The organism is Inhella inkyongensis (assembly GCF_005952805.1).
GTDB lineage: Bacteria > Pseudomonadota > Gammaproteobacteria > Burkholderiales > Burkholderiaceae_C > Inhella > Inhella inkyongensis.
In genome coordinates, this window is sequence record NZ_CP040709.1 from 939,139 (window position 1) to 958,130 (window position 18,992).

General features: G+C 66.5%; 20 protein-coding genes. 9 read left to right on the forward strand and 11 right to left on the reverse strand.

Annotated features, from left to right (window positions below; all coding sequences use genetic code 11):
- Positions 1-4 precede the first annotated feature (4 nt).
- Complete coding sequence (locus FF090_RS04640; RefSeq protein ID WP_138855613.1) at positions 5-1,147, forward strand: glycerophosphodiester phosphodiesterase; 1,143 nt, start codon at positions 5-7, stop codon at positions 1,145-1,147.
- A 37-nt stretch (positions 1,148-1,184) separates the two neighbouring features.
- Here FF090_RS04640 and FF090_RS04645 read toward each other — a convergent pair whose 3' ends face one another.
- Positions 1,185-2,732, reverse strand: coding sequence for a methyl-accepting chemotaxis protein (locus FF090_RS04645; RefSeq protein WP_246071510.1), 1,548 nt, complete (start codon positions 2,730-2,732; stop codon positions 1,185-1,187).
- Positions 2,733-2,897: 165 nt separating this feature from the next.
- On the opposite strand from FF090_RS04645, the gene FF090_RS04650 reads away from it, so the two are divergent.
- From FF090_RS04650 to ahpF, 3 genes are all read left to right on the forward strand, one after another.
- Complete coding sequence (locus FF090_RS04650) at positions 2,898-3,353, forward strand: hypothetical protein (RefSeq protein ID WP_138855614.1); 456 nt, start codon at positions 2,898-2,900, stop codon at positions 3,351-3,353.
- A 122-nt stretch (positions 3,354-3,475) separates the two neighbouring features.
- Positions 3,476-4,039 carry an alkyl hydroperoxide reductase subunit C gene (gene ahpC / locus FF090_RS04655; RefSeq protein WP_138855615.1) on the forward strand — a complete coding sequence of 188 codons (564 nt, stop codon included), beginning with the start codon at positions 3,476-3,478 and terminating at the stop codon, positions 4,037-4,039.
- A gap of 148 nt (positions 4,040-4,187) precedes the next feature.
- Positions 4,188-5,747, forward strand: coding sequence for an alkyl hydroperoxide reductase subunit F (gene ahpF, locus FF090_RS04660; RefSeq protein ID WP_138855616.1), 1,560 nt, complete (start codon positions 4,188-4,190; stop codon positions 5,745-5,747).
- Between the two features lie 24 nt (positions 5,748-5,771).
- On the opposite strand, the gene FF090_RS04665 is transcribed toward ahpF, so the two are convergent.
- Together FF090_RS04665 and FF090_RS04670 are read right to left on the reverse strand one after the other, a co-directional pair.
- Positions 5,772-6,209: a DoxX family protein gene (locus FF090_RS04665; RefSeq protein WP_138855617.1), complete on the reverse strand. Its 438-nt coding sequence runs from the start codon at positions 6,207-6,209 to the stop codon at positions 5,772-5,774.
- Positions 6,210-6,269: 60 nt separating this feature from the next.
- Entirely contained in the window at positions 6,270-7,097 is an 828-nt protein-coding gene (locus tag FF090_RS04670; RefSeq protein ID WP_138855618.1) for a helix-turn-helix transcriptional regulator, read from the reverse strand.
- 68 nt (positions 7,098-7,165) lie between these two features.
- Here FF090_RS04670 and FF090_RS04675 point away from each other — a divergent pair, with 68 nt between their 5' ends.
- Positions 7,166-7,783 carry a hypothetical protein gene (locus FF090_RS04675; protein ID WP_138855619.1) on the forward strand — a complete coding sequence of 206 codons (618 nt, stop codon included), beginning with the start codon at positions 7,166-7,168 and terminating at the stop codon, positions 7,781-7,783.
- A gap of 25 nt (positions 7,784-7,808) precedes the next feature.
- On the opposite strand, the gene FF090_RS04680 is transcribed toward FF090_RS04675, so the two are convergent.
- Complete coding sequence (locus FF090_RS04680) at positions 7,809-8,258, reverse strand: hypothetical protein (RefSeq protein ID WP_138855620.1); 450 nt, start codon at positions 8,256-8,258, stop codon at positions 7,809-7,811.
- A gap of 154 nt (positions 8,259-8,412) precedes the next feature.
- Between FF090_RS04680 and FF090_RS04685 the strand changes: the two genes are divergently transcribed.
- A complete protein-coding gene (locus FF090_RS04685; protein ID WP_138855621.1) occupies positions 8,413-8,871 on the forward strand; it encodes a (2Fe-2S)-binding protein in 459 nt (152 codons plus the stop codon).
- An 11-nt stretch (positions 8,872-8,882) separates the two neighbouring features.
- Complete coding sequence (locus FF090_RS04690) at positions 8,883-11,096, forward strand: xanthine dehydrogenase family protein molybdopterin-binding subunit (RefSeq protein ID WP_138855622.1); 2,214 nt, start codon at positions 8,883-8,885, stop codon at positions 11,094-11,096.
- Between the two features lie 84 nt (positions 11,097-11,180).
- On the opposite strand, the gene FF090_RS04695 is transcribed toward FF090_RS04690, so the two are convergent.
- Positions 11,181-11,489 carry a hypothetical protein gene (locus FF090_RS04695; protein ID WP_138855623.1) on the reverse strand — a complete coding sequence of 103 codons (309 nt, stop codon included), beginning with the start codon at positions 11,487-11,489 and terminating at the stop codon, positions 11,181-11,183.
- Positions 11,490-11,702: 213 nt separating this feature from the next.
- Between FF090_RS04695 and FF090_RS04700 the strand changes: the two genes are divergently transcribed.
- Both FF090_RS04700 and FF090_RS04705 read left to right on the forward strand, forming a co-directional pair.
- Positions 11,703-12,560, forward strand: coding sequence for a substrate-binding periplasmic protein (locus FF090_RS04700; protein ID WP_138855624.1), 858 nt, complete (start codon positions 11,703-11,705; stop codon positions 12,558-12,560).
- Between the two features lie 214 nt (positions 12,561-12,774).
- Positions 12,775-13,386 (forward strand): PEP-CTERM sorting domain-containing protein, encoded by a 612-nt coding sequence (locus FF090_RS04705; RefSeq protein ID WP_138855625.1) that lies wholly within the window; start codon positions 12,775-12,777, stop codon positions 13,384-13,386.
- 81 nt (positions 13,387-13,467) lie between these two features.
- On the opposite strand, the gene FF090_RS04710 is transcribed toward FF090_RS04705, so the two are convergent.
- The 6 genes from FF090_RS04710 to lpdA form a co-directional block, all read right to left on the reverse strand.
- Entirely contained in the window at positions 13,468-14,316 is an 849-nt protein-coding gene (locus FF090_RS04710; RefSeq protein WP_138855626.1) for a hypothetical protein, read from the reverse strand.
- A 104-nt stretch (positions 14,317-14,420) separates the two neighbouring features.
- Positions 14,421-15,077: a hypothetical protein gene (locus tag FF090_RS04715; protein WP_138855627.1), complete on the reverse strand. Its 657-nt coding sequence runs from the start codon at positions 15,075-15,077 to the stop codon at positions 14,421-14,423.
- A gap of 199 nt (positions 15,078-15,276) precedes the next feature.
- Positions 15,277-16,173 (reverse strand): transposase, encoded by an 897-nt coding sequence (locus FF090_RS04720; protein ID WP_138855628.1) that lies wholly within the window; start codon positions 16,171-16,173, stop codon positions 15,277-15,279.
- The gene (locus tag FF090_RS19515) at positions 16,125-16,427 is read right to left on the reverse strand and encodes a hypothetical protein (RefSeq protein ID WP_246071511.1); all 303 of its coding nucleotides are present in this window, start codon (positions 16,425-16,427) and stop codon (positions 16,125-16,127) included. The genes FF090_RS04720 and FF090_RS19515 overlap by 49 nt, the downstream gene beginning before the upstream one ends.
- A 231-nt stretch (positions 16,428-16,658) precedes the next feature.
- Positions 16,659-17,537 carry a hypothetical protein gene (locus FF090_RS04730; RefSeq protein ID WP_138855629.1) on the reverse strand — a complete coding sequence of 293 codons (879 nt, stop codon included), beginning with the start codon at positions 17,535-17,537 and terminating at the stop codon, positions 16,659-16,661.
- 18 nt (positions 17,538-17,555) lie between these two features.
- Positions 17,556-18,986 (reverse strand): dihydrolipoyl dehydrogenase, encoded by a 1,431-nt coding sequence (gene lpdA, locus FF090_RS04735; protein WP_138855630.1) that lies wholly within the window; start codon positions 18,984-18,986, stop codon positions 17,556-17,558.
- Positions 18,987-18,992: the final 6 nt, after the last annotated feature.

Consider the following 18,992-nt stretch of genomic DNA (forward strand, 5'->3'; position numbering starts at 1 on the left):
CCCAATGAGACTGCCCTTCCTTCTGGCTGCTATCGCCCTGTTGACGCTCCAAGCTTGTGGCGGCGGCGATGCAGACTCCCCCAAGTTCAAGACCCTGAGCGGCTCCTCGCCCCTGGTGATCGGTCATCGCGGCGCCAGCGGTGAACGGCCCGAACACACGCTGGAGGCCTACCAGCTGGCCATCGAACAAGGAACGGACTTCATCGAGCCCGACTTGGTGTTGAGCAAGGACGGTGTGCTGCTGGCCCGCCATGAACCGATGCTGGACTCGACCACCGATGTGGCCGCCAAGTTCCCGGCTTCGCGCCGCAGCACGCGGATGATGGACGGCGAGTCCATTACGGCCTTCTTTGCCAGCGACTTCACGCTGGCCGAGATCAAGACCTTGCGGGCATTGCAGTCCCGCGCCGGGCGCTCCAAGGCCTTTGATGGCCAGTTCAGCATCCCGACGTTAGACGAAGTGATCGCGCTGGCCAGGGCCCAAAGCACAAAGACCGGCCGCACGATCGGCATCTACCCCGAGATCAAGCACTCGACCTTTCACGCGGGTCTATTCGGCGCCAATGTCTTTGAGGACAAGTTGGTGGGCAGTCTGCATGCGGCCTACGGCAACAGTGCCAGCGCACCCGTCTTCATCCAGTCTTTCGAGGTCAGCAATCTGCAATATCTGGCCACTCGCACGCAGATCCGCCGCGTGCAGCTCATTGACGCGGACGACGTGAAGTCGGACGGCTCCATGGCCCTTGTGCCGCCCTACCGCCAGCCCTATGACTTTGTGGTCAAAGGCGATGCGCGCACCTTTGCCGACTTGCTCACGCCGGCGGGCCTGGACTTTGTAAAGACCTATGCGCAGGGCATCGGGCCGTGGAAGCCCTATCTGGTCAAGACCGTGGCCGATGGGGTGGAGCGCACCGGCGACACCACGCTGACGATCCAGGATCGCCGGGTGGACGGCAGCACCGGCGTCATTGAAGCTGCCCATGCCCGCGGCCTGCTGGTGCACACCTGGACCTTCCGCGACGACGCCAGCGGTTATGGCTTCAAGGACCCCAAGGCCGAGATGGCCTATTACATGAGCCTGGGGATCGACGGGGTGTTCACCGACTTCCCGGCCACCGGCAGTGCGGCTCTCAAGACCTTGAACTAGGGGCTGCTTACGCTGAGCGCCGCAGTGCGCGGCGGCCTCAGAGCTGGAACACCCCCACCACCTCGTTCATGGCGCGGGCCTGCTGCTTGAGGCTCTCGGCCGCGGCGGCGGCCTGTTCCACCAGGGCGGCGTTCTGCTGGGTGCTGCGGTCCAGATCGGCCACCGCCTCGCTGACCTGTCCGATGCCCTGGGCCTGTTCGCGGCTGGCGTGGTCCATCTCCTGGATCAGGCCGGCCACCCGGCCCACCTGGGCCACGATCTCGTCCATGGTGCGTCCGGCCTCGGCCACTTGGCGCGAGCCGGCGTCCACGCGTTCGACGCTGGCGCCAATCAAGCTCTTGATCTCGCGGGCGGCCTCGGCGCTGCGGCTGGCCAGCAGGCGCACTTCGCCGGCCACCACCGCAAAGCCGCGCCCCTGCTCGCCGGCCCGTGCGGCCTCGACGGCGGCATTCAGCGCCAGGATATTGGTCTGGAAGGCAATGCCATCGATGGTGCCGATGATGTCGGCGATGCGCTTGGAACTGCGGCTGATTTCGTCCATGGTGCTGACCACCTGGCCCACCGCCGCGCCGCCACGCTGGGCCACCTGGCTGGCCTGGCTGGCCAGCTCGGTGGCGTTGCGGGCGGTGTCGGCGTTGTGGCGCACGGTGGCGCTCATCTGCTCCATCGAGGCCGCGGTCTCCTCCAAATTGGCGGCCTGCTGCTCGGTGCGGTTCGACAGATCGGCATTGCCGGTGGCGATCTCGGCCGAGCCCGTGGCGATGGAGTCCGCGCTTTCGCGCACCTGGCTCACCACGGCGCTCAGGCGTTCGTTCATCTCGCCCAGCGCGCCCAGCAGCTGAGCGATCTCGTCATGGCCCTGTACCTCGATGCGGGTGCGCAGATCGCCGGCCGCCACCGCTCGGGCCAGGCCCAGCGCCGTGCGGGTGGGCTCAGTGATGGAGCGCGTGATACGCCAGGCCAGGGCGGCGCCGCACAGCAGGGCCAACAGGGTGAGCCCCAGGATCAAGGCGCGGCTCTTGCCTTCGGCCGCTGCGGCGGCGGCGTACTCCTGTTCCACCAACTTGGTTTGCAGCGCCACCAGGCTGCCCAGGTGCTGGCCCACGACGGGGCCGAACTCGGCCACCTTGCCCAGGAAGGCGTTCTGTACGCCGTTGTAGTCGGTCTCCTGCAGTGCTTTGCGGGCCTCGGCCAGGCCCTCGCGTACGTAGGCGCTGCGGGCCGCCACCAGTTGATCGACCAGGGCCTTTTCCTCCGCGCTTAGCGGGCTGGCCAGATAGGTGCTCAGCAGCTTGTCGGCGCTGGCCTCGTTGTCTGCCAGCTCCTTCAGTGCGCGGGCATTGGCCGACTCATTGCGCAGCAGCAGGGCCTCGGCCAGCAGGAAGCGGTCGCGGATCGCCATCGCGTTGATCCGCCCCAGTTGCTCCAAGGGCACCGTGCGCTGCTGGTACACGGCCTTGAGCCGGGCATTGCTGTGGTCCAGCTCGATCAGGCCCACAGCGGCCACCACCCCCAGCAAGGCCAGCAGGGTGACGAAGGCGGCGGCCAGTCGCTGTCCAACTCGCAGGTGCATCAGGGCAGTCATCGTCTGGGTCTCCGTGGTTCCGATGATTCTGCGCTACCGCCTTCAGGCAACAGTTCCAAGCCGTACCCGTCGCCGGATCTTCGGTTCGGATCGGGTGGCGGTCCGGCCTGCGCGTCATTGGCCTGTTATTCGGCAGACTGGGCAACTCGGGCCTAAGCTTGGCCCATGCGCGCCGAGATCAACCCTTTCCAGTCCGCGCGCTTTCCGGCGCACGGCGAGGTGCAGATCGACTGGGTGGGCCGCATGCTGTGCATCCGGGCGCGTGGCCCCTTCAATGCCGAGTTCATGCTGCGAGCCACCCAGGCCCTGGCCAGTATCCGCACCGGCCGTCCTGCCGATGGCCTCTACCTGGAGTGGGTGCATTGGATGGACAGCATGCTCATGCCCCCCGAGGCCTGGGATCGCCTGGCGTTGTCGGTGCAGCGCTTTGTGGACGCCGATCTGCACGGCCGCCTCAATCTCGTGATTGCGGCTCCGGATGTGGAGGCCCGCTGGCTGATGCTGCCGCGCCTGCAGGCGCTCTGGGGGCAGAGCCGGCCGGTGGAGGTGTTTGACGATCTGGAGAGCGCGCAGCGGCGCGCCGAAGCGGTCTTGGCAGCTTGGCCGCCGCTGCCGGCCTGAGTGAACCCCGTAGCGCTGGCCATCGCCTTTTCCGATCCCCCTGATTAATTAATCAAAACTAACGGCCGCGCGCCGCCGATACAGTTCACCCCATTCCTTCCCACCCTCTCACGGAGATAAGCATGTCCCTGATCAACACCACCGTCGCCCCGTTCAAGGCCGAGGCCTTCCACAACGGTCAGTTCATCGCGCTGAGCGAAGAAAGCCTGAAGGGCAAGTGGTCCGTGCTGGTCTTCATGCCGGCCGCCTTCACCTTCAACTGCCCCACTGAAGTGGAAGACGCCGCCGAGCAGTACGCCGAGTTCCAGAAGCTGGGCGCCGAGATCTACATCGTCACCACCGACACCCATTTCGCCCACAAGGTCTGGCACGAGACCAGCCCGGCCGTGGGCAAGGCCAAGTTCCCGCTGGTGGGCGACCCCACCCACGCGCTGACCCGCGCCTTTGGTGTGCACATCGAGGAAGAAGGCCTGGCCCTGCGCGGCACCTTCGTGATCAACCCCGAAGGCCAGATCAAGACCGCCGAGGTGCATGACAACGCCATCGCCCGCGACATGAAGGAGACCCTGCGCAAGCTCAAGGCCGCGCAGTTCGTCGCCAACAACCCTGGCCAAGTCTGCCCGGCCAAGTGGAACACCGGCGCCGCCACCATCACCCCGTCGCTGGACCTCGTGGGCAAGATCTAAGTCCACCACCCGCTGATGAAGCGATTGGCTGCAGGCCCGGGAGGGCTTGCAGCTCCCCCAGAGCCGCGCAAGCGACTCTGAAAGGGCCCCAACCCAGGGGTCCTTTCAGAGTGGCTGGTTTCGCCACACCTGAACGAGGAGCCCGAGCATGTTGGATAGCGCCCTGAAGACCCAACTCCAGTCCTATCTGGAGCGCGTCAAAGAACCTTTCGAGATCGTCGCCTCGCTCGACGAGTCGGACAGCTCGCAGCAATTGCTCGCCCTGTTGCAGGACATCGCCGCGATGTCGGCCCACATCCGCCTGCGCACTGACGGCCAGGACGCCCGCCGCCCCTCCTTCAGCCTGCAGCGCGTGGGATCGGCGATGGACCTGCGCTTCGCCGCCATCCCGCTCGGCCATGAATTCACCTCGCTGGTGCTGGCCCTGCTGTGGGTGGGCGGCCATCCGCCCAAGGTGGCGCCGGAACTGATTGAACAGGTGCAGGCCTTGGGCGGTGACTACCGCTTCGAAGTCTTCATGTCGCTGAGCTGCCACAACTGCCCGGACGTGGTGCAGGCCCTCAGTCTGATGGCGGTGCTGAACCCGCGCGTGCAGACGGTGGTCATCGACGGCGGCCTGTTCCAGGGCGAGGTGGAGCGCCGCGAGATCATGGCCGTGCCCATGGTCTTCCTCAACGGCCAGGTGTTTGGCTCGGGGCGCATGTCACTGGAAGAGATCGTCGCCAAGCTGGACACCGGCGCGGCCGAGCGCGAAGCCGCCAAGCTCAGCGCTCAGGCGCCTTACGACATGCTGATCGTCGGTGGCGGCCCCGCAGGCGCGGCGGCTGCGGTGTACGCCGCGCGCAAGGGCATCCGCACCGGCGTGGCGGCCGAGCGTTTCGGCGGCCAGGTCAACGACACCCTGGCCATCGAAAACTACATCTCCATCACAGAGACCGACGGTCCCAAGTTCGCTGCGGCGCTGGAGGCCCACGTCAAGGCCTATGACGTGGACATCATGAATCTGCAGCGTGCCGAGAGCCTGACCCCTTCGCCTAAGCCCGGCGGGCTGATCGAAGTGAAGCTGGCCAATGGCGCCACGCTCAAGAGCAAGACCGTCATCCTCTCCACCGGCGCGCGCTGGCGCAATGTGAACGTGCCCGGCGAGCAGGAGTACAAGAACAAGGGCGTGGCCTATTGCCCGCATTGCGACGGCCCGCTCTTCAAGGGCAAGCGCGTGGCGGTGATCGGCGGCGGTAACTCGGGCGTCGAGGCGGCCATCGATCTGGCCGGCATCGTGGCCGAAGTGACCTTGCTGGAGTTTGCGGAGCAGCTGCGCGCTGACGCCGTGCTCGTCAACAAGCTCAAGAGCCTGCCCAATGTCCGCATCCTGACGAATGTGCAGACCACCGAGTTCACCGGGGCCGAGGGGCGCCTGAACGGTCTGAGCTATCTGGAGCGCGCCAGCGGGCAGGCCCAGCACATCGCCCTGGAAGGCGTGTTTGTGCAGATCGGCCTGGTGCCCAACACCGAGTGGCTGAGGGGCACGGTGGAATTGAGCCGCCATGGCGAGATCGTGGTGGACGCCAAGGGCGCCACCTCAGTGCCCGGCGTGTTTGCGGCCGGCGACTGCACGACGGTGCCCTTCAAGCAGATCGTCATCGCCGCCGGAGATGGCGCCAAGGCCGCGCTGGGGGCCTTTGACCACCTGATGCGGCAGCCGGCCTGAAGCGGCCTGACTGAAGCCGTTCGGCTACCGCAGCCGACGGCGATCCGCCTGAACCCAGGCGGTGGCCAGCAGTCCGACGATCAGCAGCACGGAGTACTCGGCACCGTTGCGCCCGGCGCCCACCACGAACCAGCCAAAGGGGGCGTGCACCAGCGCGATGCCGGTGGCGTACACCGCGCTGAACAGCAGGCACAGTGGTGCCACGGCCCAGCGGCCCCAGGCCAGCAGGGGCGCTCCGATGAGCTCCAACGCGGTGATACCCACCGCCAGGCTCAGTCCCACGGGCTGGCGCAGGCTGCCCAGCGCCTCAGAAAAGGGCAGCCCCGGACCTGCCAGCCATTCGCCAAAGAGCAGGTAGCCGCCGCTCAGTGCTCGGTGGGCGCCGTGGATGAAGATCAGCAGCGCGAGGCACAGGCGCAGGGCCAGCAGGGCTTGGCGGGCGCGGAGGTCCGAATTCGGCATTGGGGGGTCTCTACAGGGCGAAGCGCGCAGCCTATGCGAGCTGCTGCGACATGGCGTCGGTCACGGTCCGGGTCGGGCCGCGACTGGCAGGCCCGGGTCTGGGCTGTGCAGGGCCGATGGCGATCGGCCGAACTCCGCCTTGAATGCGCTGCCGAAGTGGCTGTGCGACGAGAAGCCCAGTTCCAGCGCCAGCGCAGTGAGTTGACCGCGCATCTCCGGCAGCCGGAACAGCGCCTCGCGCAGTCGCAACCGATTCAGTTGGCGATGCAGGCTGTGGCCGGTGACGCTGCGGTACACCCGGCAGGCGTGAAAGGGCGACGCGCCGCAGTCGCGGGCCAGCTGCTCCAGGCTCAGGGCCTGCGTGAAGCCCTCAGCCAGGCGCTCATCCAAGGCAACGGCCAAGCGTTCCCAGGCGGGGCTGATGCGGCCTTGGCCGTGCTGGTGGGCCGGCTCCCCGGCCTGCTCGCGCGCATCCGCCAGCACGCTCTCCACCAGCATCAGCATCAGTTCGTCTCGATCCAGCGACGCCGCCTCGGCCTGCCGCAGTTGCCAGTGCAAGAGCGCGCTGCGGGTCGAGCTGTGCACCGCCATGCTCTGGAAGTCGAAGGCCAACTCGTCCAGCAACTCGGGCGGCAGGCTCAGGCAAGTGGCGCGGCGCGGTCGGTCCGTGGGGGAGGCCAGGGCATAGCCCTCATGAGCGGCATGCAGCAAGGCGCGGCCGGGGCTGGCCACCACCTGACGGCCAGACAGGCGGCGCAAATCCATGCCCCGGGTGGGCAACTCGATGAAGGCCTGCGGGCTCTCCTCGTCCAGCCAGCCGCTGCGCCGGCCGCTGCAATGCCATTCGCTGACCTGGGGCAGGGCGGTTGCGGCGCTTTGGGCGGGCATGGTGGATTCAGTGGCGGACGAGCAGGAATTTGATAGCGCGCTGGCCGCGCGGCGCGAAGAATAGGTGCATGCCGATCACCTCCTCCCCCCTTTTCTCCTCGTCCTCAACCCGGCTTGCCGTGCGCCGATTGGGTCATGCCTTGGCCCTCAGCGGGCTGCTGGCACTGAGCCCAGTCACGCAAGCCGCGACGACCCCCGACTCGTCCAACGTGCCCATCCCGCAGCTTGCGCCGCGCCCCGAGGACGTGGCCAGCATCGACGGCTTGATGCGCGCCTTCTACGCCGTGGTCAATGTGCGCCCCGATCAGCCGCGCCAGTGGGGGCGCGACCGCACGCTTTACAGTCCCTGGGTGCGCTTTGTGGCCACCTCGATCGGGGCCGATGGCCAGCCGCGGGCACGGGTCTGGACGCACCAGGAATTTGTGAACGCGACCGAGCCTCTGGTGCAACAGGGCTTTGCCGAGCGTGAGATCCACCGGCGCACCCGGGTCTATGGCGCCATCGCGCATGTGGACTCGACCTATGAGACCGAACTGGTCGGCCCTGAGGGGCTGCTGCGCTCGCGCGGCGTCAACAGCATCGAGATGCTGTTCGACGGCCAGCGCTGGTGGATCACCCACGTGATGTGGATGAGCGAGTCGCCGCAGGCGCCCATTCCTGCAGAGCTGCTGCCGGCGAGGCCGTGAGCGCCCCGGCGTGCGGCGCTTGCTCTCAGGGGCGCGAAGCCAGGGCCGGCTGCAGCACAGCCGCTACCGAAGTCATCACGGAGTCTTCGGCCCTGGCGATCAGGCTGTTTCGCATGGCCTGCACGATCGCCCTCAGCGCAAGCTGTCGCTCGGCCGGCCCAGCGAGCGGCGGCAGATTGAGATAGGCCGCCAGCGCGTGAATCACGGCGGATTCACCGTACAGCGCCAGGCGCACCAGGATTTGTCGCAGCCTTGGGGACTCGGAAGCGAGGGCGCTCAAGTCAGGCAGAACGGCGTGTTCTGCCAGGAAGACCAGCAACTCTTCATAGGCCTTGGCGCGCTCCACGGTCTTGACGCTCTTTTTCTCGTTGCGTCGATCCAGGAAGGTCTTGAGCAGGGCGGCGGTGAGGCCCGACGCGAGCAAGCTCGAGAGCACTGAGGTGATCAGTGTTTGATGCGTTGCGAAATCAGCCATGGGTTTGTTTGTGGATGAGGGGATTGCGGGCCGAGCAGCGACGTCTGACTGTAGTGGGACACCCAAGGGGGGCGGCGGGCGGCGTCGGCCCTGATGCGCGCTGGCTGAAAACGGCGTAGAACCGCGCCTTTCCACCGCCTCTCGGAAGCCGACCATGACCTCCCTGACCCTGAACGGCAAGGCGCAGCGTTGCGAAGCCGACCCTGCCACCCCCTTGCTCTGGGTGCTGCGCGATGAGCTGGGCCTGACCGGCACCAAGTTCGGCTGTGGCATCGCGCAGTGCGGTGCCTGCACGGTGCACTACAACGGCCAGGCCACGCGCAGCTGTGTGCTGCCGCTGTCCGCCGCTGCCGGGGCCCAGGTGCAGACCATCGAAGGGGTAGGCACCGATCCCATCGGGCGGCTGGTGCAGCAGGCCTGGGTGGAACTCGATGTCGCCCAGTGCGGGTATTGCCAGAGCGGCCAGGTGATGGCCGCCGTGGCCCTGCTGAAGCAAACCCCTCGCCCCACCGACGCCCAGATTGATGCGGCCATGAGCGGCAATCTGTGCCGTTGCGGCGCCTATGTGCGCATCCGCGCCGCCATCCACGCCGCTGCGGCCCATTTGAGCTGAGGGAGCCCGCCATGATCATTGACCGCCTCCCCAATCTGGCCCCGTTGGGCCGCCGCCATTTCCTGGTGACCAGTGTGGCGGGCCTGACCGGCCTGGCCCTGAGCCCCTGGCAGGCCCTGGCCCAGCCGGAGGCCAAGGCCAAGCCCGGCCAAGCGCCGACCGAGCAACCACCCGCTTTCGTGCACATCGCCCCTGACGGCCAGACCACCATCCTGTGCAACCGCATGGACATGGGGCAGGGCATCGAGACCGCCCTGGCCATGATCTGCGCCGAGGAGTTGGAGGTCGAGTGGAGCGCGGTGCGAACCGGCTTTGGCAACCAAAAGCCCGCCTATGTGGACCCGGCCATGGGCATGCACCTGACGGGCGGTTCGAACTCCATCAAGAACAGCTACACCCAATACCGCGAACTGGGCGCGCGTTGCCGCGCCATGCTGTTGGCTGCCGCTGCCCAGGCTTGGGGCGAGCCGGTACAGGACCTGCGCAGCGAGCGCGGACGCGTGATCGGCAAGCAGCGCAGCGCCGGCTATGGCGAACTGTTCGAGGCCGCCATGCGCCTGCCCGTGCCCGAAGCCGTGACGCTGAAACCCGCTGCGCAGTTCAGCCTGATTGGCAAGCCCATGGGCCTCAAAGTGGCGCGCGCCAAAAGCGACGGCACCCAGGTCTATGGCATGGACATCCGCCTGCCCGGCATGAAGAGCGCCGTGATCGAGCGGCCGCCCGTCTTCAATGGCAAGGTGGCGTCCTTTGACGCCAGCGCCGCGCTGGCCATCCCGGGCGTGCGCGCGGTCTTCAAGGTGGCGCTGGATCGCGGCGGTGAAGGCCTTGCCGTGGTGGCGGATGGCTATTGGCCGGCACAGCAGGCGCGCAAGGCCCTGAAGATCCAGTGGCAGCTCGACGGCTTGGGGCGCGCGGACACCGACCAACTGCGCGCCCAGTACCTGGCCCTGGCCAACACCGAAGGCGCCCTGGTGCCCGACCCGCGCTTTCGCAAGGAGCTCCCGCCGCTGGCGAAATCGCCCAAGCGCATCGTGGCGGACTTCGTCTTCCCCTATTTGAACCACGCGCAGATGGAGCCCCTGGCCTGCACGGTGGACCTGCAGCCGGACGCCTGCACCCTGCACTACGCCTCGCAGATGCCGGGTGTGGACGCCGGCGCGGTGGCCCAGCAGACCGGCCTGCCCTTTGACAAGGTGAACATCCAGGTGCAGATGGCCGGCGGCGGATTTGGGCGCCGCGCCACCCCGACGGCCGAGTTCGTGCGTGAGGCCGTGGCCGTGGCCCAAGGTCTGGCCGCCGCAGGCCAGCGCGCGCCGGTCAAGGTGATCTGGAGCCGCGAAGACGATATGAAGGCCGGCTACTACCGGCCCTTCACCGTGCACCGCGCCGAGATCGGCTTTGATGCGCAGGGCCAGGTGCAGGGCTGGAACCATCGCATCGTCAGTCAGAGCATCGTGACCGGCTCGCCCTTCGAGCCCTTCATGGTCAAGGACGGCGTGGACGCGACCACGCCCGAGGGCATGGGCGAGCCCTACCAGGTGCCGATGCGCCTATCCGTGCATCACCCCAAGGTCAATGTGCCGGTGCTGTGGTGGCGCTCGGTGGGCTCCACTCACACCGCCTACGTGATGGAGACCTTGATCGACGAAATTGCGCAGGCCACCCGCCAGGACCCGGTGGCCTACCGACGCAAGATGATCCACCCCGAAGCCAAGCGCACGCTGGCGGCGCTGAACCTGGCGGTGGAGCGCAGCGGCTACGAGACCCGCAAGCTCGCGCCCGGCCAGGCCTGGGGTGTGGCGGTGCACGCCAGCTTTGAGTCCGTGGTCGCCTATGTGGTGCTGGCCACGCTGGAGGGCAAGGGCAAGGCGCGGCGGCCGCGCCTGCTGGAGGTGCACGCCGGTGTGCACTGCAATCTGTGCGTCAACCCGCGCACCGTTGAGGCCCAGGTGCAGGGGGCGGCGCTGATGGCCCTGGGCACCACCCTGCCCAATCACCGCATCACGCTCAAGGACGGCCGGGTGGAGCAGGGCAATTTCGACGCCTACGCCATGCCGCGCATGGCCGATGCCCCCCAGCGGGTGGCCGTGCACATCGTGCCCTCGCAGGACGCCCCCACCGGCATGGGCGAACCCGGCCTGCCGCCGCTGGCGCCGGCTCTGGCCAATGCCGTGGCGCGCCTCACAGGGCGGCGTCAGCGCGAGTTGCCGTTCGCCCCTTTGTGATGGGCTGAGCCGCACTCACCCGCAAGGCAAAGGCCCCGTGAATCGGCGGATTCACGGGGCCTTTTGTTCGGGCTGGGCGCTTGATTAGCGCGGTGCCTGCGTGAACAGCTTGGCCGCGCGGCCCTTGAGTTCCAGCAGTTCGTTGGCGGTCAGCGAGTAGCGGCCGCTGCCATCGGCCTCGACGCGGAACTCCACCTCGCGCGCACCGTTTTGCAGGATGCCCACGCTGAACTCGTAGTCCTCTTGCGCGGCCGGGACACCCTGGGTGGCGACGTCGTAGTCCTCGTAGCGCACGTTGCGGATCTCGCCGCTGGCCAGGTCCAGCTCGCCACGGGCACGCACTTCGCCGTCGCTGAGTTCGTCAATGATTTGGATGGGGAGCTTCAGGTCCATGGCCGTCGTCGCAAAAAGGGGGTGGAAAAGAGGTGGCCAAGGATTGGCGGGGGCGCATTGTCGGGGCTGCGCGCCAAGACGCGGACGAACAATTGGCGGAGTTTGCGCTGCGGCGAGAGGGAAAGCCCAGCTCGGCGCGGAGCAATCGGGGTCGTAATATGACCTGACACCCAACGCCCGTTCGTTGGGCGAGTCGGCATCCCTCTCAAGACCATGAACGTCCCGCATCCCCCATCGACGCCGGTCCGCCTTGCGCAAGCTGGCTTTGGCGTGCGGCGTGCGCAAGCGAAGTGGGCGACTGTTGGTGCGCTGATGGCGGGGGGCGTGGGGGCCTTGTTGGCGCCCCTGTTGGCAGCGGCGCAGCCGCTCGCACCGGTCGAAGCGCCCGTGACCCTGCACTACATCCAGCGCCCGCCCTACATGATGGTGCAGGGCGAAGGCCTGACCGGGCTGACGGGCGGGCCTTCCTACCAAGCCTTCAAGCTGGCCAATGTGCCGGTGCGGATCGAAGAAACCCCCTTTCAGCGCCAGTTGCGCGCCGTGAAGGAGAACACCGGTCTGGACTGCATGATCGGCATGTTCTGGAAGGCTGAGCGCGAGGAGTTCGGGCGCTACAGCAAGCCGGTCTACCAGGACCAGCCGCAGCTGATCCTGGCCGCCGCCGCCCAGGCGCAGCGCTTTCAGGGTCACACGTCGATTGAGGACCTTTTCAACGATCGCTCGCTGCGCCTGCTGGTCAAGCAGGCCTACTCCTACGGCACACCGCTGGACACCCTGATCGAGAAGCTTCAGCCCAACCGTCGCGCCACCGTGGACGAAAACCTGCTGATGGTGCGGCAGATCAAGCTGGGCATGGCCGACTACATGCTGATGGCCCCGGAGGAAGCCGCTGTCGCCATCGAGGCCGCCGGATTCCAGGCGGGCGACTTCCTGCAGATCCGCTACAAGACCATGCCGCCGGGCGAGCCCCGGCATCTGCTGTGCAGCAAGAACGTGCCCGTGGACGTGATGCAGCGGCTGGATGCCGCCATCAAGAGGCTCGGCGACAAAGGCACCGTGACGCGGCGTTAGGGTCCGCCCTCCGGGCGTGCATCTGCAGCGCTCGAGTGCGGGCCTGGGGCCCGTCGTCTTGAACGGCGACCCTCAGTCGCGGCCCCAATGCGGGGCCGCGCTGAAACAAATGAAACGCTTGCCCGCTCGTCATGCAGTGGGCTTGAAACCGGAGCCTCCGACAGTGCAGACCACCGCGAACCCGCGCTGTTCTTCCACGCTTTTGGAGCCTGCCATGTTCAAACCCCAGCGAATCCTTGCCGCCGCCGCCCTGGCAGTGGCCGCGAGCGGCCAAGCCGCCCCCATCACCTACACCTTCACCGCCCTAGGCACCGGCGCCGCTGCCGGCGGCACCCTGACCGGCACCCTGGTCATCGGTGCCGGCGCCACGGACAGCGACGCCAGCCCCACGCGCGGCGCCTACGAGAGTGGCGTCACGATGTCGGGCAGCGTCAGCGGCGGGGTGCAGGACGGCATGTCCTACATGAACGAGAGCAAGCGCCTGATGGTCGATGCCGATTCGGACGACATCTTCAGCTTCATCAACCTCTCGGACACCTGGCCGGTGTTCCAACTCTTCTTCTCCGCCGCCTTCGGGGCCGACCCCTTGAAGGACGACAAGCCCCATATCTATCTGGACGACTTTGCCGCGCGGCATGAGATCCGCTTCCAGATGCCGGGCGCTAAGCAGTACAGCTACGACATCAGCTCCTGGGCCTCCAGCAGCCTGCCGCCGCGCGACCCGCACGCGGTTCCCCTGCCGGGCAGCATGGCCTTGGCCGGTTTGGGCCTGCTGGGGCTGGCTTGGGCCCAAGGCCGCCGTCGCGGCGCATCGCTCAGGGCTTGAAGGCCGGGCTGCCCGCTGCGGCGGCGCCTTGGCGCAGGCCCTGCACATCCAGGCCGTACCTGAGTCCGAAGCCCCGCCACCTCAAGCACCCCCAGCTGATCCCTGGAGTGGCTGATCGGGGCAATGAGGGCGCGGGCGCAGCCGGTCCAGCGTGTCGGCGGCTGCGGTGCGCAATTGCGTCTGCAGTTCGGCCGACAGGCCGGTGTTGATGTTGGGCAGCCCCCGGGGCGATTGGCCGGTGATGGAGGCATAGAGGGTCAAGGCCGTCAGAAAGGCGCCCTGCTCGTTGGCATGGTTGCCATCCGCGCTATGCAGGCGCAGCGAAGGGCTGCGTTGCAAGGCCAGATCCCAGGCCTGGCCGACGGGCGTCACGCAGGCAGGCTGGGCCTGGGCGATGCCCACATGCAAGGCGTAAATCCGTTCGGTTTCGTCAATGCCCAGGCGCGGCCATTCGGGAAACAACACGGGCAGCGCACCTTGGCTGCGCACCGTCTTCACCAATTGCTCGGCCTCCTGCGTGGAATAGCTGAACTGCCCGCTGCTGCTGTACTTTTGCGCCTGCAAGACCACGGCGCGCCAAGACCGGCCGTTCAGCAATGCCATGGTGCGCGGGTTGTTCAGGTGTTCGTCCAGGAACATCCAGTCGGGTGCAACCGCCACCGTGACCGTCATGCCCGGCAGACCGGCCCTCAGCAGTTGGGTCAGATGCAGGGGCAAATTGGCCACCGAGGTATGGCTGTTGCCCATCATCAGGACGCTGTAGTCGAAGCTGGGCGGCGTTTGCTGGTCGTTCCCGCCGGAGCCGCCGGATTCCGCGGAGCTTGCGCCACCGCCGCAGGACGCCAGGCCAAGGCTCAGGGCCAGAAACAGGACCAAACCCAGGGCGGAGCCCGGTCGGGGAAGAAGGGGCCAGATCGGATGGAGTTTCATGCCCCGCAGTACGCCAGCGCATCCCGATCACGGCAATTTCAGAGCGATCCAAAACCGATCCAAAAAAAATTTCACGCGATTTGACAGGGACTTGGCGCCGCCCATCAGTTCGGGCGGGTCACCCAGTTGCTCAGCGCCTCGACCACATGGCCGCCGCCGCTCTTGAACGGCATCTTGGATTCAAAGTTGATTTCGCGGTTGACGCCCAGTCGCAGCCCCATGGGCGTGTCGGCGAACTGAACCTTCATGTCAAACGCCACGACCAGGGGAATGGCCACCGTCACGTGGTAGGCGTAGATCTCGCCGTTCTCAGGGTGGGCCCAAAGCTTGAATCGCAGCTTGTTCGAGGATCCCTCGTTGAGTTCGAACTCCGTCGCGTCCGTGCCATTCCACTTCACATGGTCTTGTCGTTTGAAGGCCGCCTGCTCGTCGAATGCGTTCTTGGCCAGGCCCTTGAGCATGGCGTCGAAGGCCATCGGTTTGCGGGCCGAGGACTCTTTTGGCTTGGGTTCTGAGCTGATCACGGTGTAAACCGGCTCGCCCTCCTGCCAGGCTGTTTGCTGCAGTTTGATGGCGATCTCCTTGCGGCCCGCCCCTTGGTCCAGCGCCACTTTTTGATCGATGTCGCGCGCCACGAACATCTCGGCGGCACGGGCATTGCGCACCACCTTGACCCACAACGGGTCTGGCGTGGTGGCGAAACTGCCGGCGGAATAGACGCAGAGTAAGAGCGCTGCTAGCTTGGGTCCCCAGGATCTCATGGTGCTTTCAGTGGTGTGCGGTGAGCGTGCCGAGATGCGGCCGTCCGGAAAAGGGCGGCACCATAGCCCAGCGGGGCGCCCGCGCATCGGCCAGAGGTTGGACAGCAGATTCCTTGATCTGAACTGTCGATTGCGGCGCGCCGATGGCACGATGAAGCAGGCCACTCGGCCCGAGCGTCCGGCCCGAGCGGCCCGAGCGTCAAGCCTCAGGTTTCAAGCCCCCAGCCCCTTGCTGCAGTTTGATCAACTGGCTGACCCGCGCCACAGAGAGTCCCAGCTCGCGGGCCATCGCGCTCATCGTCAAGCCGGCTTCGCGGTGGCCCAGCCACAGCGCCTGCTCCCGGCTGCTGCATTCGGCCAGGTATTGGCGCAGGGTCTTGGGGTGCGCGGCCTGGCGTTGCGCCTTCGGGGTGCCGGTCTTCTTTTGAAGTTGGGGCTCACCGCCCGCCAACGCCTGCATGCGCGCCACGAACGCCTCATCCCCCAGGTAGATCTGCTGCCGCAGCCCCTGCTCCCATAGCGGTTGATCGCGCGCGGCGGCCACCAGCTGGGCATAGCGCCTTGCCGCCCGCGCCTGCAGGGCCGGCGTGCTGGCGGGCTGTGCCAACAGATAGGCGTGCAGGCCGGCGCAATCCAGCCAGGGCGGCGCCTCGACTCGCAGGCAATGTGCGCGGTAGCTGGACCAGGCCCAATCGCCGGGCTCGCCCACCATGCGGGCGCGCACCGGGTTGAGCTCGACGTAGCGGCAGACCTCGAACAGATAGGTCTCGCGGTCCACCAGCACCGCCTTGTAGCGCCCCTGCAGCAGATGGCCCACCTTACCGTGGCGGCGGTTGTAGGCCTGGGTGTAGCGGCCGTTCAGTTGCTGCATCAGTGCCGCAAGATTGGCGCGGCGCGTGTGCAGCACGAAGTGGTAGTGGTTGCCCATCAGGCAGTAGGCCAGCATCTGCGCATCAAAGCGCTCCAGCGTCTGGGCCACGATGTCCAGCAGCAACTCGCGGTCACCGTCGTCCTCAAAGATCGGCTCACGCCGATCCCCCCGCGAGGTCAGGTGGTAGATGGCGCCAGGGAATTCGATGCGCAGGGGGCGGGACATGCGCTGAATTTAGGCGGCGGGGGCGGGGACTTCAAATTTGAGGCCTGACCCTGGAGCCCTAGACCCTGGAGCCCTTGACCCTGGAGCCCCTGGTAGGCCAGCATCTGCGCATCAAAGCGCTCCAGCGTCTGGCCCACGATGTCCAGCAGCAACTCGCGGTCGCCGTCGTCCTCAAAGATCGGCTCACGCCGATCCCCCCGCGAGGTCAGGTGGTAGATGGCGCCAGGAAATTCGATGCGCAGGGGGCGGGACATGCGCTGAATTTAGGCGGCGGGGGCCGAAACTTCAAATTTAAGGCCTGACCCCATAGCCCACCCAAATTTAAGGCCTGACCCCATAGCCCACCATAGCCCATAGGCGCTGCCCCGAAGCCCTGTGACCCCGCTGCCCGTGATGACCCCGAAGCTATGACCCCGAAGCTACGGTCGACTTGCTTTGGTTCCACACCAGCGGCGCCTTGCGGGTGGACGCGGGACGCTCAGACCTCAGGGCCGTCCGCCCTCGGCGAATGCTTGGCTGCCGGCTGCACTTGGGAATGCAATTTTTCCGCCCTCGGCAACCAGCAGCGTCTGAGGCCCGCCGGTTGACCCCCCGCCAGGGATTTGCGGGGCCAGTTCAACCCAGGCAGCCAACATTTCTTTGCCTCCGCACATCTTTTGAAATAGCGCGTGAAAGAATTTTGCGAATTCCTGTCCATTTCTATCAAATGTAAAAACGAGGTTCGCGGTCTTGGGGCCCGGCAGTTCCATGGCCTTCTGGATCGAATCCGCGGAATTGGCTGCGGCCACGATCACGATGGCGGAGTTCGTCATTTGAACGATTTGTCGAATACCGGATTTCCCTTCAGGTGTGATGGTCCCATCCTCGCCCAATTTCGCATAGACGAACAGAACTTCCGCGCGCGGAATTTGGTGCGGCGGCGGAGCAATCGATCGCTGGAAGAGACCTGAAATCGCATGGACATCGTCGTTGACGGTCGAGGTCATGCTCTCGCCGATCAGGTTTGCGAATCCGATGGTCAGAGGTATTCGAACCGTCGAGACCACAGGCATCGCACTCGCGCTCTTGCGTCGATCGGCCTCATCAAAGGCCCTTTTGATCTCACCTAATCTGGCTTGGGTCTTTTCGATGAACTTGCCCAATGCATAAGTCAAGAAACCCATACAGGAGCCGAACCCTGCAATGACCATGATGGCGTCAGACCTCCCGCCTGAAAACTTGAGCCAGACGGCAAAAGCTAGAGAACCAAAGCAAATGACGATGGCTGCGACTTGAAACTTGGCAATCGTCTTGGCAAGCCGCGCTCGCGCCAGGGTGCTCTCAATGTATTTTTTAAAGTCCTCCGACTTTTCTTGTTCCGGCATGTCACTGATCCTGTTTGCTCAAATGTGAAGCGCCTGCCCCAACGCCCGCAACGCACATTCCTGCACCGCCTCGCCCAAGGTCGGATGCGAGTGGATCGTCCCCCCGACATCCTCGAGTCGCGAGCCCATCTCCAGGCTGAGCCCGAACACCGCCGACAGCTCCGACACTGCGGCGCCCACCGCCTGCCAACCCAGGATCAGATGGTTGTCCGCGCGTGCGACGACGCGCACGAAGCCTTCCGGAGCTTCCAGGGACAAGGCCCGGCCATTGGCCGCGAAGGGGAAGCTGGACTGGATGATCTTGAATCCTGCCGCCTCGGCGCTCGCCGGCGTGTGGCCGGCGACGACGATTTCGGGGTCGGTGAAGCAGACGGCCGGGATGCTGGCGGGCTCGAAGCGGTAGTGCGTGTGGCCCGCGATGACCTCGGCCACCAGCTCGCCCTGGGCCATGGCGCGGTGGGCCAGCAGGGGCTCACCGGTCAGGTCGCCGATGGCCCACACATCCTTCATCGAGGTGCGGCACTGCGCGTCCACCTTCACGGCGCGGCCGGCCATGTCCAGCATCAGGCGCTCCAGGCCCCAACCCTCGGTACGCGGCTTGCGACCCACGGCGACGAGGATCTTGTCGGCCGGCAGTTCGATGAGCGCGCCCTGCGGGTCGCGCACGGTGAGCGCATCGCCAGCAGCGTTCAGGCCCTCGACGCGGTGGGCCGTCAGCAGCTTCACGCCCAGTTTGGCGAGTGACTGCGCCACGGGCTTGACCAGGTCGGCGTCGTAGGCGGGCAGGATGCGGTCCTGCGCTTCCACCACCGTGACCTCGGCGCCCAGTTTGCGCCACACGGTGCCCAGCTCCAGCCCGATGTAGCCGCCGCCCACCACGACGAGGTGCTTGGGCACTTCGGCAAAGGCCAGGGCCTCGGTGGACGAGACCACGCGGCCGTGGCCCGATTCGAACGGTAGGAAGGGCAGCTCGATTTCCTGCGAGCCGGCGGCCAGCAGCAGGTGCTCGCACTGGATGCGTTGCGGGGCATCGCCGGCTTCGGCGCCGGGCTGCTTGATCTCGACGGTCTTGCCGTCGATCACCTCGGCCCAGCCCTTGATGACGGTGACACCATGCTTCTTGAGCAAGGCGCCCACGCCGCCGGTGAGCTTGGCGACGATGCCGTCCTTCCAGTCCAGGGTGGTGGCCAGGTCCAGCTCCACGCCGGTGGTCTTGATGCCGAGGGCCGACTTGCCGGAGGCTTGGGCTCTAGCCTGCGCAAAGGCCTCGGCTGCGTGGATCAGGGCCTTGCTGGGGATGCAGCCCACATTCAGGCAGGTGCCGCCGAGCGACGCGCCTTCCACCAGGGTGACCTTGAGGCCGAGCTGGGCGGCGCGGATGGCGGCCACATAACCGCCGGGGCCGCCGCCCACGATGAGCAATTGGGTTTGCGAATAAACGGGAGGCATCGCGAA